A 14,340-nucleotide genomic window follows, 5' to 3' on the forward strand; every position below is an offset into this window, starting at 1 on the left:
TTCAAATCGAGACAGCTCGCGAGGGAAACTCTGGGCTTCAGTGCTTCAGGTAAATAAGCCGAAGTGCCAGCGCCGCATAGATGGCGATGGCTCCCATCCCGCAATTGTACTCGCGGTGTTGCCGGTACAGGCTCGGCGAGAACCGTCCCCGCTCCGCATCCGTTGCGGCTGGAGTCAGCCTCGGCAACAGTCGCGGCACCCTCGCCGCATAGGCTTCGAAACCCGGAAAGTGGCCCCGCAGAAACGTCTCCTCCGACTGGATCGTCGGCAGGTAGATCACCGCAAACAGCACCGCCAGCGCAATCAGGATCACCCAGCTTCCAGCCGCCGCCGCGAATCCAAACGCAATCATCATCGAGCCCAGATACAGCGGATTCCGCGTATGCGCATAGGGCCCTGTCGTCGCAAGCTCCGTGTTCTTGCGAACATAGCCCGAAGCATAAGCCCGCAGCCAAACGCCCGCCCCCACCAGCAGAACGCTCCACAACATCGATTGCCACGTTGGCCGGGCAAGCCACAGAAACACCGCCGCAAACACAAACCCCAGCGGCACCCGAATCCGTCTCGCAATGCGCTGCCATGTCGTCCGTTCGCTCAAACGCTTCCTTCCGCCTCGCCCTGCGCTAGTTCAAACGCGGCTGCCGCAACCTCTTCCACTGTAATCTTCATCAATCCCACCTCAGGAGAAGAAGAGCGGCGTCGATCGTCCACGCTCGAGGGGTGCCGAATGACCTTGCTCCGCGTTCCGTACGGCCCCGTTCTCTGCGGATCCGTCGGCCCGTAGAGCCCGACGACCGGCCTCCCCAGCGCCGCCGCAAGGTGAAGTGGCCCTGTATCTCCAGCGATCACGATGCTCACCCGCCGCAACAGCGACGTCAACTGCGCCATCGTGCAGTCCACCGGTTTCGCCACGCCGCCGCTCGCCAGCACCACCGCCGCCGCCACCGGATCGTTCTTTGCCGCGACATTAATCAGCGGGCAGATTCCAGCATCGGCCAGAACCTTCGCCAGCGCACCGTACTTCTCCACCGGCCATCGCTTCGAACCCCATCCGGCCATCGGTGCAAGAAACGCAAATCGCTGCGTCGGGTTCGCGAGCATTCCTGCCAGAAATCCGTCACACCACTTCTCCGCCGCTTTGTCGACCGGCAGAGGAACCGGCGCAGCCGTCAGCGTTTCGCCGATAGCCCCGCCCAGCAACTGGCATCCCCGATCGATCACATGGGGTGCCCGCGTCACAATCCGCCGATCATAAAACCATCGCGCAGGAGTCTCCCGAGGATCGGTAGTCCCCACAAATTCACCAGCCTTCGCCAGCCACCCCACCACCGCCGACCGCAGCAAACCCTGCATATCAACACAAAGATCGTATCGATCCGCCTGCAACTCGCGCCGCAGACGCAGGATCTCGTGCGCCGTATGCTGCGAAAAAGGCCGCTGATTCCACGACCGCGTCGGCACGTTATGCACGTGATCTACCAGAGGCATCATCGGATAGAGCGCGCAATCACCCTCCAGCAGCGAGCGCCAGCGTGGCTCAATCGCCCATCCAATATGCCAGTCAGGATGTTTCAGACGCATCGCCGCCACCGCAGGCATGGCATGCAGCACATCGCCCATAGCCCCGGTGCGCACAATCAGCACCCGGAATGCAGAGGCAGTATCCGACGACGTGTTGGGGGTCAGAGACAAGCCTACATCCTCTCACGCAACACCCAAGACCAGCTAGCGCCAACTCCTCCCAGCTGTTATTCTCCGTCATCCCACCCCAAAACTGTCATCTTGGGCGAGGCCGAAGGACTTGCGATTGCCCTTGCTTTCCTGGTTGTCATTCCCGAAGGGAACCTGCGTTTAGCTTTTCTGCCGCCACAACCCCCTGCAGCACCTCACCCTCATCCACAAACTCAACCGAAAGCCCAGCCACAACCAGCGGCCCCCGTACCTCCAACCGATTCCGCATCAGCTTCAGCAACTTCACGGCATCTTTCTCCGTCGTAACGAATCCATCCGCCCCGCACCGCGCAGCCTCCTCCAATAGTCCCTGGATCTTCCGATACCGATAAGGCTCATGGTCGCGGAACGCCATAGCTCCAGCCAGCGAAACCCCTTGCGCCCGCAGCATCGCAAAAAAGCTCTCCGGCCTCGCAATTCCACAGAACGCAAGCAGCCTCTTTGGCTGCTCAGTACCAGCAGGAAGCAGCAACCGCCGCCGGATAACCCAGACCGGCACCGCTCCCGCAAGCCGCTGCACCACAGGCCGCAGAGCCGCCGCCTCGTCCTCCCGCACCACCACCGCCCCTGCCCTGCGCAGCCGAGAAAGCGGCTCCCGCAGATTCCCCGCTGGAAGCAGGCAGTCCGCCACATCCTCCGCCGTCAGCAGCACCACATCCAGATCACGAGCCAGCCGCCGATGCTGAAACCCATCGTCCAGCAGATGAATCCCCGCTCGTCCACCCGCAGCCTCGGCCAGCAACCCAGCCTCATACCGCTCCGCCCCCACATACACTGGCACACTGGTCTGCTTTGCCAAGAGAAGCGGCTCATCCCCAAACCGGGCCGCCGTTCCCGCAGGATCAACCCGCTCCACCGCCTGCGACCCCCGCCCATACCCCCGGCTCAAGATATCCACAGCATAGCCTTCACGTTTCAGCAGGGAAGCCAACGCCGCCACCACAGGCGTCTTTCCCGCACCACCAGCAGACAAACTCCCCACACTCACCACCGGCGACCGCAACCGCTTTGCCTCACCCCCAAATCGCCGCGCCACCCAAAGCCCCGCCCCATACACGGGCACCAGCGGCAACAGCAGTGGCCTCTTCATCGCATCAGCCCCATCAACTCCGCCACGATCCGCTCCGTAGCCCCCGCCTTCGACAGGAACACCTGCCGCCCCCGCTCCCCCAAAGCTTTCGCCGCAACAGGATCGCTCAGCAGCCCGACCAACTCCGCTCCAAGCCCCTCCGCCGCCACGATCCGAATCGCATCGGCCTCTCGCATCGCCTCCACAATCCCGCGAAAGTTTTCATACGAAGGGCCCATCACCACCGGCACCCCAAACTGCGCCGGCTCCAGCGGATTATGCCCACCCCGCCCCGCCAGGCTGCCCCCGACAAACGCCACATCTGCCACCCCATACACCGCGGCCAAATCGCCGATCGTATCTAGAATGATGATCTCAACTTGAGCGCGTTTCACAGATGTCAGGAGAACAGAGTAGCCATCGTCCTTCCCCTTACCAGCCAGCATCTCCGTTGCTCGTAGGGTAGGAAACTCCATAGCTACCGAATAGATAAGGTCGAAGCGCTCGGGATGCCTCGGTGCAACGACAAGCAACACCCCCAATGATCTGCATGTGGCCTCCCATGCATGAATCGCATCGCTTTCTTCCCCAAGGCCCCAGTGTGCCGCCTTATCCCCTACCGTGCTCCCTGCCACCACAATCCGCCGCCCAGCCGCTGCCTCCCGGATCAGCCCAGCCACCCGGCTCTCTTTTGGAGCCCGCACATCAAACTTCAGATTCCCGGCCACCTTCACCGCCTCAGCCCGAGCCCCCACAGCCACCAATCGCCGCGCATCCTCCTCGCTCTGCGTCAGAAACAACGTCACATGCCGCAATACCTTATCCCACACCACCCGCACCCGCATCGCCCGCGCGAACGACCGGTCACTCATCCGCGCATTCACCACCGCCACGGGAACTCCCGCCCGCCCACACGCCGCTAGCATCCCCGGCCAAAGCTCGCTCTCCATCAGCACCAGCAGCTTCGGCCGCAACACCCGTAGATAAGCCCGCACTGCCCACCCAAGATCCAGCGGATAGAAGAACACCCGCTCTGCCCCAAACCGCTCCTGCGCCAGCGCCTGCCCCGTAGCCGTAGTGGTCGAAACCACCACCACCCACCCCGGCCCCAGCGCCGCCTCCAACTCCGTCACCAGCCGCGAAGCCGCCAGCACCTCACCCACCGACACCGCATGGACCCACACCACGTCCTTACCCGCCACCACCCTCCACAGCCCAGCTGGAATCCGTCCCAGCCGCCCTGCAAGCCCCTTCCGGTACCGCCCGCTTGTCGCCATCCGCACCAGCCAGTACGGGCTCCCCACAACCAGCACAAGCAGCAGCAGCGAACTGTACACCAGCATCGTCAAACCCTTGCGCCTCTTTCTTTACCTTGAGCTAACGATCATAATCAACACGTCCATGACCCAGCACCCAACTCGACTCTACCTCTATCTGGTCGCGCTCCTGCTATACCCAGGCCTCGCCCACGCTGCCGACCACAAATCCGCGCCCCCCGCCAAGCCCGCCGCCCAGTACGCCGCCTTCGACGCTCACGCTAACGAGCACGTCACCATCGCCGCCGAGCCCTGCGACGACCCCAAAAACTGTAGCTTCTTTCGCCTCGAGTACGTCCAGCACGGTTTCATCCCCGTCCGCGTCATCATCACCAACGACCGCGACGTCGCTCTCTCCCTCGACGACGTCCGCATCCAGTTCCTCTCCGCCAACAACGACAAAATCCCCGCCGCCACCGACGACGACATCAACCGCCGCCTCTTCTCTACCAAAAGCGCCATGGGGACCAAGATCCCCCTCATCCCCCTCACCATCCACCACCCGCCCATCGACAAGAAGATAGGCGAAGACGACGCCGACTTCGGCTTCAACGGCACCACCGTTCAGGCCCACGCTACCTCGGCTGGCTACCTCTTCTACGACATCCGCGGCCTCGACGACCCAGCCCTCCGCAACGCCGAACTCTACGTCAAGCAGGTCCACACCCTCGACGGCAAAGTAGACCTCTTCGCCTTCACCATCCCTTTCAACACCTGGCTCAAAGCCAACCCCGCCGCCCCCTCCAACCAGTCCCGAAAATAAGCAAAAACTTAACACCGATCAAAGCGAATGACGCCGATCTAAGACAAATAATCTCAAGAGCACTTACCGTACCGTTCTTAGAATCCGCGTTCCTCCGCGAACTCCGCGGTCGCTTCTGTTCCAGTCGCAGATTGCAGGCAAATCGGTGTCATCCGCACTGATCGGTGTTAAGCCTCCACTCCCTCAACCAGCTATTCTCAAGGAAGCATGCCCGAACTCACCATCCGCCCAGCCACCCCCACCGACGTCCCCCAGATCCTCGCCTTCATCCAGGAGCTGGCCGACTACGAGCGCGAACCCGACGCCGTCCTCGCCACCGAAGCCGACCTCCTCCGCGACGGCTTCACCGACCCCCGCCGCTTCCACTGCCTCATGGCCGAGTGGTCAGGCACCCCCGCTGGCTTCGCCCTCTACTTCCACAGCTACTCCACATGGGCCGGTCACGCGGGCATCTACCTCGAAGACCTCTTCGTCCGCCCCACCCTGCGCGGCAAGGGAATTGGCAAGTCACTCCTCGCCGCTGTAGCCGCTATCGCTGTAGCCGAAGGCTGTCCCCGCCTCGAGTGGAGCGTCCTCGACTGGAACCAACCCTCGATCGACTTCTACCACCTGATGGGCGCACGCATGAAGTCCGAGTGGAAGGGCATGCGCGTCTCCGGCGACGCCCTCACCACCCTCGCCGCGCAGTCAGCCACTAACTAGCCAACCTTGGTAAACCCGCTCCCCGCCGACACCCCAGCCTCACCCGGCGCACAGGCGACCAGCGTCTCCGTGGCAAGATCCACGCGGTACGTTCGTCCCGTCTCCAGACTCCCCGGCGCACAGTGCAGCACCTTCGCACCCGGTTGCGCAATGCCCAACACCCATGCCGCCTCGGTGCTCGCCGGTTCAGCCTTCGTAAAATGAACGCGCAGAATGCGTCCGTCAGCCGGATCAAAAGCCACCGTGGCGTGCAACGTCTCAGCGTTACTCATCGAGCTACCGATCATAGTGTGTACACCATTCCCAATGCATAGGCGTTGGCGTAGTCGACCGTCAATTCAAAGGTCACTGAAGCGCAGTTTGGGATGTACATCGCATTACCCGACAGCGCCAGGTTGTTGAACGTAGTTACACTGCCGTTCGCATTGAACGTCTGCCACGACCGGATAATGCATCCGACGGAGCCCACAGTGTTCGACGCACTGCTCACCCCCTCCGACATCGCCGAGAGCGAGACCGTTGCAAACACAGTCGTCCCTTTCGCGAACCCATCGACGAGGTGAGTGATATTCGTCGAAGCATTGGGAGTAGGGTTCGACGCACTAATCCATACTGATTCGTAGATAGTCACGGCATTCTCCGGCAACAGCTTAGCCGCTGACTCGTCGCCTGCCAAGAAAATTCACCACTCCCGTATCCTTAACTCATGAAGAAGATCAAAATTATCGGCGGAGGACTAGCCGGTCCTGAAGCAGCCCTGCAAGCCGCCGCCCTCGGCTGCCACGTAGACCTCTACGAGATGCGCCCGCACCGCTCCACCGAAGCCCACCAGACCTCCGACTTCGCCGAACTCGTCTGCTCCAACTCCCTCAAGTCCGAGTCCGAAAACACCGCTCCCTGGCTCCTCAAGCAGGAGATGCGTCAGGCCGGCTCCTTCCTCCTTCAGGATGCCGACGCCACCGCCGTCCCTGCCGGTCACGCCCTCGCCGTAGACCGCGAACTCTTCTCCCAGCGCGTAGCCGACCGCATCGCCGCTCAGCCCCTCATCACCGTTCACCGCGAAGAGGTCACCCACCTCGACGAGCACGACACAGATACCATTACCATCCTCGCCTCAGGCCCCCTCACCAGTCCGGCCCTCGCCGCTGAACTCCAGCGCCTTACCGGTGCCGATCACCTCGCCTTCTACGACTCCATCTCCCCCATCGTCGACGCCACCACCATCGACATGGACAAGGTCTACTTCGCCGCCCGCTACGACAAAGGCACCGCCGACTACATCAACTGCCCCTTCACCAAGGAAGAGTACGAGACCTTCCTCGACGCCCTCACCACCGCCGAAAACGTCGAGTCGAAGGATTGGGAGAAGTTCCCGGTAGACGGCACCGCCAACAAGCTCCAATACTTCGAAGGCTGCCTCCCCATCGAAGAGACAGCCCGCCGAGGCCGCGACACCCTCCGCTTCGGCCCCATGAAGCCCGTAGGCCTTACCGACCCCAAAACCGGTCGCTGGCCCTACGCCTGCGTGCAGCTACGTCAGGAGAACCTTCGCGCCGACTCCTACAACCTCGTAGGCTTCCAAAATCACTTGAAATATTCCGAACAGAAGCGAGTCCTCCGCCTCATCCCCGGCCTCGAAAACGCCAGCTTCCTCCGCTACGGCCAGATCCACCGCAACACCTACATTCACGCGCCCTCGCTCCTCACCGAAACCCTCCAGCTCAAAGCCCACCCCACCATCATGATCGCCGGCCAGCTCTCAGGCGTCGAAGGCTACACCGAGTCCATTGCCAGCGGCATGTTAGCCGGTCGCTACGCCGCAGCCCTCGCCAAGGGCTCCGCACCAATACCCGCCCCACGGCTCAGCGCCAACGGCAGCCTGACCCACTACATCACCCACGCCGAGATCAAGAAGTTCGTCCCCGCCAACATCACCTTCGACCTCCTCCCACCGCTCGAAGAGGAACTCCGCAAGAAGATGCGCGACAAAAAAGAACGCCACAAACTCCAATGCGACCGCGCCCTTCATGCTTGGAAGGAATGGCTGGCTCCCGCTCTGGTCACTGCCTTCTAGAGCGGCACCTTCAAAGTACCCAAACCGTTCAAATTGTGTTCCGCCACGATTGCGACAATTCCTACCGCAACCGCGAGGCCCACGCCAACGCCGATTCCGATCTTCGCGCCCTTCGCCAGGCCCGGCCCCTGCACCGCCGTTACCGTGTCATACGGCACCTCGACTGGAGCCTTTGACCCGCTCTGCATCATCACGGACGCATCGCCGATCGACACAATCTTCGCCCGCAACACCGTCCCATTCGCCTCCTTCACCTTCACCATCCTGCCGACCCCGCGGGTCTGCAGCATCTGCTTCGCCACGTCAGCCGTAAGCGGCACATCCGCTGCAACCGCCGTGCTCACCAGCAGCACGCTGCAACAAAGGAAGAGGGCAATCGAACGACAGACAACCAGGAGAGAACGTGGCATCAGCAGAACCTCGCAGAAAATCAAAATGACCTACGGGCCCCACGGCTCAACGGAAGTGACGCAACCGTATCGAGCAAGATCTCTGCTGTCAAATAAATCCTCTAACCCAATCGCCGAACACTCCCACCCGGAGCCTGTGACGGTTTGAATTTGGCCAGCACTTTCCTAACCTAAGACCTATGTTTTGAGTACTTTGGGTATAAGTCATCTCAATGCAATACTTTACCTTGTAATGGGTAGCTATGTCGTTGCAAGCGAAGAGTTTACGAGGTACCCCAAATCAAAAAAGCTGGACCCTAAAAGGGTCCAGCTTCTCCTATGCCTTAGTCACGAGCTAATTGCAGCCAAGGCTAATTCAGCTTCTTTTTCTTACGCGCCTTGATCTTGAACCAGATCGGACTACCAATAAACCCGAAGTGCTCCCGAATCTGGTTCCCAAGAAAGCGCTCAAACGAGAAGTGCATCTTGATGTCCTTGTCGGTAAACAGCACAAACGTCGGCGGAGCCACAGCAGCCTGCGTCATGTAATAGATCCTGACCCGACGGTTCATCGGAACGCTCGCCTTCTGGAAGTCGACCTTCTCGAGGAACTTGTTCATCTGCCCCGTCGTCACGCGCTTCCGTCGCTCACGCGAAACCAGCTCGACCTTCTTGAACACCGACTCGATGTTGTTCCCCTCAGAAGCCGAGATGAACAGCAGCGGAGCATACTCCAGGTACTTCAAGTTGTCTCGAACCTGCTGCTCATACACCTTCTGATCCGCCGGTGGTTTGCCGTCGAAGACACGCATCCCATCCGCGCCAACCTTCGTCATCAGGTCCCACTTGTTGATGACGATGATCACGCTGCGCCCGCTCTCATGCGCATACCCGCCGATGTTCGCATCAAGCGCAGCGACACCTTCCGTAGCATCGATGATGAGCAGCGAAACATCCGCAGCCTCCAGGTGCTTCCGCGCCATAATCACGGACAGCTTCTCAGCCATCAGCTTCGTCTTGCCCTTGCGCCGGATTCCAGCCGTATCGACAAACCGGAAGCTATGCCCGCCGCGCTCCACAACCTCGTCCACCGCATCGCGCGTCGTCCCGGCAATCGGCGACACAATCGCCCGATCCGTCCCCGTCAACGCATTCAACAGCGTGCTTTTACCAACGTTCGGCCGCCCGATAATCGCGACCTTCGTCTCCCGCTGCTCATACTCGCCATGCGAGCGAAGTCGCCGCACCGGCCCCGCAGAGGTCGCAATGGTAGCTCCAGCAGGAATGCTGAAGTCCGGCCCGTCCTGATCCTCTTCGGCCTCATCATTCTCCGTAAGCATCACCTCGGGAGCTTCAACCTCACGCGGCTCCGGCAGCACAGCGAATACCTCGTCCAGCAGGTCGCCGATACCCGTTCCATGCTCCGCCGAGATCGGCAGCACATTCCGAAAGCCCAGCCGCCGGAAGTTCTCCGCCTGCACCAGCATCGCCTCGGTATCCATCTTGTTGACGGCTAGAAAGATCGGCTTACCGCCGCGCAGCAGCAACCGCGCCAGCTCCATGTCCGGCGAAGCAAGCTCCGTGCGCCCGTCCACAACCATCACAATCGCGTCAGCCTCCTCAAGTGCAACCTGCGCCTGCCGGAAGATCTCCGAAGGGATCAGCGCCTCATCATCGGGAACCACGCCGCCCGTGTCGACGATGCGCGCGTCCTGTCCCTGCCACTCCAACTCGCCATAGATGCGGTCCCGCGTGATCCCTGGCTCGTCGCCTACGATCGACCGCCGCGATCCCGTGAGCCGGTTGAACAGCGTCGACTTGCCCACATTCGGCCGTCCGCACACTGCAATCAGCGGCAGCAGCCGCGAGTCGATGCTCTCGGTCTCGGTCACCATCTGCGACGCAAGCAGCTCCATCTCGCGCCACTCCTGCTCCTCATCACCCAGCCGCTCGCCGCGCCCAGCCATATTGGTCGAGACCGGTGTCTGCCGACCTACGATCCCATCCTTGGGACGCGGCGCAGCCACCTTCTTGCCAGCAGCCTTCGCGCCCGCCGCAGCCCGCTTCACCGGCTTCTTCGCACCGGTCTTCTTCGGACCCTCAGCGTCCATCCGAATGGTCTTGCGCGACTCATTCTCCGGCGACCGCGTAGGCCGCTTCGACAGCTTGTTTGCCTCAGCCTTCTTCGACGAGAGGACCTTGCGCTTCCGCGGATCCACCGCCCCCGTCGTCGGCGTCGACTTCGGAGCGCGGCCCTTCTTCGGTCGTGTAGCCGCCGTGCGGTGCTTCTTGCCTAATCGTTTCTTATCGTCCTTCTTAGCCTTAGCCATCGCCGTACCTTCTCCCGACGCCAGGCGCCATCCCCTATTATAGGGAGCCAGCGCTGCTTTCTTCCGCATCGACTTGCATAGGATGTAGTCTTAAATAAGGTTGAGACCATGACAATACAGATCGAGCTTAATCCGGAGATGGAAGCGCAACTGGCTGCAGCCGCTCAGATGCAAGGCCTCGCACTTGAAAGTTATGCAGGACGATTGCTCCAGGAAGCTCTCGCTTCGAGATCAGGATCTGAGGCTCGCGCAAGCGAAGAAGAGTTTCGTAATTTCCTCGATTCCTTAGCTCGCAATGTCCCTGAGGCTTACAGCCCGCGCGATGAAACATTTTCACGCGAGATGATCTACGGCGAGCATGATTGATGGCCGCCGCCTCATGCCTTGTCGACACGAACATCCTCTTACGTTTACTCCAGCCAAATAATCCTGATTACAACATGATCCGCCAATGCACAGACAAGCTCTGGCATGAGGGTGCAATCCTCTTCTACACATCGCAAAATCTGGCCGAGTTCTGGAACGTTTGTACTCGGCCGATCTCTCGGAATGGTTGTGGCTTCTCCATTGTTGAGACGAATAGGCGCGCGACTCTGATAGAAGCCAGGCTAACCTTTGCACCTGATAGCGAGGCAACACATAGAGAATGGCGAAAGATTATTCTCGAAGAAGCAGTGTCCGGTGTTCAGGTGCATGATGCGCGGCTGGTTGCTGCAATGCACGTTCATCGCATTGAACAACTGCTAACGCTGAACATTCAGGATTTTCAGCGTTACAGGGACATCGTTGTTGTTTCGCCTCATGACCTATTTTCGTAGCGCCGTCACAAGTACCGCCCATCGAGCCTGGCCAGACACCGCCACCGCGACCCGATCCAGCATCGCCCAGACCACCGGCCAATCCGCACCCATCTGTTTCTGTACATGGTCATGCGCCTCCTGCCAATGAGGAAGCGCCAGCCGTAGCATCTCCCGCCCCTCAGCCGTCAGCGAGTAGAGAGCCTTTCGCCGATCCAGTACAGACGGCGAGCCCGCTATCCATCCATGCTCAACCATCGTCTTCAGATTCCGCGACAGTGTGGTCTGGTCAAGCCCAAGCTCCTCGGCAAGCTCGCCTTGCGGCCTGTCTGGGCGACCAGATAACTCACTTAGCAGTTCAAACTGCGCCACTGTCATTCCAATAGGCCGCAACCGATCTTCATAGAATCGCGACAATATCCGTGCAGTACGCCGCGTGTTCGCACAAAGACACCTCATTTTGCGGCCTCACCGCCTTGAAGCAAAAGCCCCAGTGGACTGAGCGGCCCTAGGGGAATCAGGTCAAACTCCATCAACTTCGCCTGACCCAGCGGCAGCTTCTCCAGCAGTTCATGGGCCTCAGCCACCGTCGTCACATTCAGCAGGAAGACAACGCCCGGCTTATCCTTACGCACATACCACTGCTCCACCTTGCCCGCCAGATAGAGCCGCACCGTATCCGGGACCTCCTGCTTCATATACGGAGCGGTCGTCTCCCGCGTGGTGCCTGCAGTCAGATGACCGATTGCGAGCACATGCGTTGTCGGCACCGGCGGAAGCTTTGCTGCTGGCGCTTGAGCCATGCCGCACGCGCTGACGGAACAACCAAAGATGACGCTGAGAAGGGTTCGTTGAGTCGACATTCCATGTATATACATGGAATGTCGACTCAACAAAAGAAAATTCCCTCTTATCAGCAAAGATCGCGAGCCTCCTCGATGCCCGATCTTCGATCTTTCTTCTCGTCCCTCGGTATCATGAAGCCTGCGCACCCCGTCGATGTCCACCTCCGCCCCCATCTCGATCACGCCAGCCCCCGCGGACCATCTTCCCAACCTGCACGACTTCTTCGCGCCAGGCGGTATGCTCTCCCGCTCGTCGCTCGCTTTTGAGCATCGCAAAGGCCAGTACGACATGGCCCGCGCCATTGAGAAGGCCTTCCACGACAAGCGCCACCTCATCGTCGAAGCAGGTACCGGCACCGGTAAAACCCTTGCCTACCTCTTGCCTGCTCTCCGCATGGCCCGCGAACGCCAGCAGCGCATCATCATCTCGACCGGTACCAAGAACCTCCAGGAGCAGCTCTACTTCAAGGACATCCCCTTCCTCGAATCGCTCCTCGGCCCCCTCAAAGTCTGCTACATGAAGGGCCGTTCGAACTACCTCTGCAAGCACAAGCTCTACGCCCTTCGCGCCAGCCCCATCCTCTCCGGCCTTGAGGACATCTCCCAGTTCCACACCATCTCCGCCTGGGAGAAGACGACCGCCACCGGCGACCGCGCCGAGATCGACGACCTCCCCGAACACTCCCCGCTCTGGCACAAACTGGACGCCCGTACCGAGGCCTGTCTCGGCCAGACCTGTCCCGACTGGGAAAACTGCTTCGTCACCACGATGCGCCGCAAGGCTCTCGAATCCGACATCGTCATCGTCAATCATCACCTCTTCTTTGCCGACCTCGCCATCAAGCAGCAAGCCGCGAACGCTCCCGACGCCGGCATCCTCCCGGAAGCCGCGGCCGTCATCTTCGACGAGGCTCACGAGCTGGAAGACGTCGCCTCCAGCTACTTCGGCATCGGTCTCAGCACGCAGCGCTTCGAAGAGCTTACCCGCGACGTCGACCTCATGCTCAAGGCCAAGCAGGCATCGACCTCCGCCATCGAAAGCGCCTGCGCCGTTCTTCGCGACCGTGCCCGCATGTTCTTCGCAGCCTTACCCGACGAGGGTTTCGGGATAGGGAGAATGCCCTTCGAGAACCGCGCTGACTTCCTCGAAGAGTCGGGCGACACCTACACCGGAGCGATCAATGCCCTCACCCGCCTGGAAGGCGAACTCGACCTCCTCAAGAACGTCGACGAGTCGCCAGGCCTCCGCAAGCGCGCCGGTGAGATCCGTGCCCATCTCACCTTTCTCCTCGAGTCTCCCGACCGCAACACCGTCTTCTGGATCGACCGCCGAGCCGCAGGAGGTGTCCGCAATCTCGCTCGTAGCGGAGCCCAGGCTGCTTTCCACACCCACCTGCAAGCCACGCCCATCGATGTTTCGGAACTCCTCCACGCCTCGCTCTTCGACACCTACTCGAGCGTTATCCTCACCTCGGCCACCCTCACCGTCTCAGGCGGTTTCGAGCACATCAGCAAACGCCTAGGCCTCATCGACGCCCGGGAACTTGTAGTCCCGAGCCACTTCGACTACCAGAGGCAAGCTCTCCTCTATCTCCCTCCGAACATGCCGCTTCCCAACGAACCGGACTTCCAGTCCAAGGCAGTGGAGCGAATCCGACGCGTTTTGGAAATTACAAAGGGAAGAGCCTTCTGCCTCTTCACCAGCTACAAGCAGATGCGCGAGGTCCACGACCGCCTCCTCGCCGAACTCCCTTACCCACTCCTGCTGCACGGCACGGCTCCTCGCCACGTCCTCCTCCAACAATTCAAGGACACGCCCAACGCCGTCCTCTTCGGCACCTCAAGCTTCTGGCAGGGGGTGGACGTTCAGGGCGAACAACTCTCCTGCGTCATCATCGACAAGCTACCCTTCGCCGTCCCCAACGATCCCGTCGTCAAGGCCCGCATGGAAGCCATCGAAGCGCTCGGCGGCAAACCATTCTTCGACTACCAGATTCCGTCCGCCGTCATTACGCTCAAGCAGGGCTTCGGCCGTCTCATCCGCTCGCTCTCCGACCGTGGTGTCCTCATGCTCCTGGACCCACGCATTCAGCGCCAGCGCTACGGCCGCATCTTCCTCGAATCGCTGCCCTCCTACCAACTTACGAATGAGATCACCGATGTAGAGACCTTCTTCTCCTTGCCGGAACGAGAAGCTACGTTGTAATCGCCCCCGCCATACCGCTCTTGCATATGTGCCGAATAGCTCATTAATCGTGAGCGGTCTTCATGTATACATCCCAAATAAGTGTGCGAAAGTACAGTCGATTAACCTCTGATTGGGG

General features: G+C 60.6%; 16 protein-coding genes. 6 read left to right on the forward strand and 10 right to left on the reverse strand.

Features of this window, described 5'->3' with window-relative positions:
• Window positions 1-37: 37 nt before the first annotated feature.
• The 4 genes from OHL20_RS11060 to OHL20_RS11075 form a co-directional block, all read right to left on the reverse strand.
• Entirely contained in the window at window positions 38-598 is a 561-nt protein-coding gene (locus tag OHL20_RS11060; RefSeq protein WP_263383249.1) for a methyltransferase family protein, read from the reverse strand.
• Window positions 595-1,692, reverse strand: coding sequence for a lipopolysaccharide heptosyltransferase I (gene waaC / locus OHL20_RS11065; protein WP_263383250.1), 1,098 nt, complete (start codon window positions 1,690-1,692; stop codon window positions 595-597). The genes OHL20_RS11060 and waaC overlap by 4 nt, the downstream gene beginning before the upstream one ends.
• A gap of 136 nt (window positions 1,693-1,828) precedes the next feature.
• Window positions 1,829-2,821, reverse strand: a complete 993-nt coding sequence (gene lpxK, locus OHL20_RS11070; protein WP_263383251.1) for a tetraacyldisaccharide 4'-kinase — start codon at window positions 2,819-2,821, stop codon at window positions 1,829-1,831.
• Entirely contained in the window at window positions 2,818-4,143 is a 1,326-nt protein-coding gene (locus OHL20_RS11075) for a 3-deoxy-D-manno-octulosonic acid transferase (RefSeq protein ID WP_263384993.1), read from the reverse strand. The genes lpxK and OHL20_RS11075 overlap by 4 nt, the downstream gene beginning before the upstream one ends.
• 58 nt (window positions 4,144-4,201) lie before the next feature.
• Between OHL20_RS11075 and OHL20_RS11080 the strand changes: the two genes are divergently transcribed.
• Complete coding sequence (locus tag OHL20_RS11080; protein ID WP_263383252.1) at window positions 4,202-4,879, forward strand: hypothetical protein; 678 nt, start codon at window positions 4,202-4,204, stop codon at window positions 4,877-4,879.
• Between the two features lie 207 nt (window positions 4,880-5,086).
• Window positions 5,087-5,581, forward strand: a complete 495-nt coding sequence (locus OHL20_RS11085) for a GNAT family N-acetyltransferase (protein WP_263383253.1) — start codon at window positions 5,087-5,089, stop codon at window positions 5,579-5,581.
• On the opposite strand, the gene OHL20_RS11090 is transcribed toward OHL20_RS11085, so the two are convergent.
• Together OHL20_RS11090 and OHL20_RS11095 are read right to left on the reverse strand one after the other, a co-directional pair.
• Complete coding sequence (locus OHL20_RS11090) at window positions 5,578-5,853, reverse strand: hypothetical protein (protein WP_263383254.1); 276 nt, start codon at window positions 5,851-5,853, stop codon at window positions 5,578-5,580. The two genes, OHL20_RS11085 and OHL20_RS11090, sit on opposite strands and share 4 nt — an antisense overlap.
• A gap of 11 nt (window positions 5,854-5,864) precedes the next feature.
• Window positions 5,865-6,212: a hypothetical protein gene (locus tag OHL20_RS11095; protein ID WP_263383255.1), complete on the reverse strand. Its 348-nt coding sequence runs from the start codon at window positions 6,210-6,212 to the stop codon at window positions 5,865-5,867.
• 75 nt (window positions 6,213-6,287) lie between these two features.
• Between OHL20_RS11095 and trmFO the strand changes: the two genes are divergently transcribed.
• Window positions 6,288-7,655: a methylenetetrahydrofolate--tRNA-(uracil(54)-C(5))-methyltransferase (FADH(2)-oxidizing) TrmFO gene (gene trmFO / locus OHL20_RS11100; protein ID WP_263383256.1), complete on the forward strand. Its 1,368-nt coding sequence runs from the start codon at window positions 6,288-6,290 to the stop codon at window positions 7,653-7,655.
• Here trmFO and OHL20_RS11105 read toward each other — a convergent pair.
• Window positions 7,652-8,065 (reverse strand): hypothetical protein, encoded by a 414-nt coding sequence (locus OHL20_RS11105; RefSeq protein ID WP_263383257.1) that lies wholly within the window; start codon window positions 8,063-8,065, stop codon window positions 7,652-7,654. The genes trmFO and OHL20_RS11105 overlap by 4 nt on opposite strands.
• A 350-nt stretch (window positions 8,066-8,415) precedes the next feature.
• Entirely contained in the window at window positions 8,416-10,374 is a 1,959-nt protein-coding gene (gene der / locus OHL20_RS11110; RefSeq protein ID WP_263383258.1) for a ribosome biogenesis GTPase Der, read from the reverse strand.
• 108 nt (window positions 10,375-10,482) lie between these two features.
• Between der and OHL20_RS11115 the strand changes: the two genes are divergently transcribed.
• Together OHL20_RS11115 and OHL20_RS11120 are read left to right on the forward strand one after the other, a co-directional pair.
• Window positions 10,483-10,740: a hypothetical protein gene (locus OHL20_RS11115; protein ID WP_263383259.1), complete on the forward strand. Its 258-nt coding sequence runs from the start codon at window positions 10,483-10,485 to the stop codon at window positions 10,738-10,740.
• Window positions 10,740-11,192, forward strand: coding sequence for a type II toxin-antitoxin system VapC family toxin (locus OHL20_RS11120; RefSeq protein WP_263383260.1), 453 nt, complete (start codon window positions 10,740-10,742; stop codon window positions 11,190-11,192). Before OHL20_RS11115 ends, OHL20_RS11120 begins: the two co-directional genes overlap by 1 nt.
• On the opposite strand, the gene OHL20_RS11125 is transcribed toward OHL20_RS11120, so the two are convergent.
• Window positions 11,181-11,543 (reverse strand): MarR family winged helix-turn-helix transcriptional regulator, encoded by a 363-nt coding sequence (locus tag OHL20_RS11125; protein WP_263383261.1) that lies wholly within the window; start codon window positions 11,541-11,543, stop codon window positions 11,181-11,183. The genes OHL20_RS11120 and OHL20_RS11125 overlap by 12 nt on opposite strands.
• 83 nt (window positions 11,544-11,626) lie before the next feature.
• The gene (locus OHL20_RS11130; protein ID WP_263383262.1) at window positions 11,627-12,034 is read right to left on the reverse strand and encodes a hypothetical protein; all 408 of its coding nucleotides are present in this window, start codon (window positions 12,032-12,034) and stop codon (window positions 11,627-11,629) included.
• Window positions 12,035-12,170: 136 nt separating this feature from the next.
• Between OHL20_RS11130 and OHL20_RS11135 the strand changes: the two genes are divergently transcribed.
• Entirely contained in the window at window positions 12,171-14,222 is a 2,052-nt protein-coding gene (locus OHL20_RS11135; RefSeq protein ID WP_263383263.1) for an ATP-dependent DNA helicase, read from the forward strand.
• Window positions 14,223-14,340 lie beyond the last annotated feature (118 nt).

It is taken from the genome of Granulicella arctica (assembly GCF_025685605.1).
Taxonomy (GTDB): domain Bacteria; phylum Acidobacteriota; class Terriglobia; order Terriglobales; family Acidobacteriaceae; genus Edaphobacter; species Edaphobacter arcticus.

What these genes read in the sequence shown, in the direction of transcription:
- trmFO (WP_263383256.1), top strand. Translation starts at nt 6,288, where the DNA reads ATGAAGAAGATCAAAATTATCGGCGGAGGACTAGCCGGTCCTGAAGCA.
- OHL20_RS11090 (WP_263383254.1), bottom strand. Translation starts at nt 5,853, where the DNA reads ATGAGTAACGCTGAGACGTTGCACGCCACGGTGGCTTTTGATCCGGCT.
- OHL20_RS11135 (WP_263383263.1), top strand. Translation starts at nt 12,171, where the DNA reads ATGTCCACCTCCGCCCCCATCTCGATCACGCCAGCCCCCGCGGACCAT.
- OHL20_RS11080 (WP_263383252.1), top strand. Translation starts at nt 4,202, where the DNA reads ATGACCCAGCACCCAACTCGACTCTACCTCTATCTGGTCGCGCTCCTG.
- OHL20_RS11130 (WP_263383262.1), bottom strand. Translation starts at nt 12,034, where the DNA reads ATGTCGACTCAACGAACCCTTCTCAGCGTCATCTTTGGTTGTTCCGTC.
- der (WP_263383258.1), bottom strand. Translation starts at nt 10,374, where the DNA reads ATGGCTAAGGCTAAGAAGGACGATAAGAAACGATTAGGCAAGAAGCAC.
- OHL20_RS11085 (WP_263383253.1), top strand. Translation starts at nt 5,087, where the DNA reads ATGCCCGAACTCACCATCCGCCCAGCCACCCCCACCGACGTCCCCCAG.
- OHL20_RS11105 (WP_263383257.1), bottom strand. Translation starts at nt 8,065, where the DNA reads ATGCCACGTTCTCTCCTGGTTGTCTGTCGTTCGATTGCCCTCTTCCTT.
- OHL20_RS11120 (WP_263383260.1), top strand. Translation starts at nt 10,740, where the DNA reads ATGGCCGCCGCCTCATGCCTTGTCGACACGAACATCCTCTTACGTTTA.
- OHL20_RS11115 (WP_263383259.1), top strand. Translation starts at nt 10,483, where the DNA reads ATGACAATACAGATCGAGCTTAATCCGGAGATGGAAGCGCAACTGGCT.
- OHL20_RS11075 (WP_263384993.1), bottom strand. Translation starts at nt 4,143, where the DNA reads ATGCTGGTGTACAGTTCGCTGCTGCTGCTTGTGCTGGTTGTGGGGAGC.
- lpxK (WP_263383251.1), bottom strand. Translation starts at nt 2,821, where the DNA reads ATGAAGAGGCCACTGCTGTTGCCGCTGGTGCCCGTGTATGGGGCGGGG.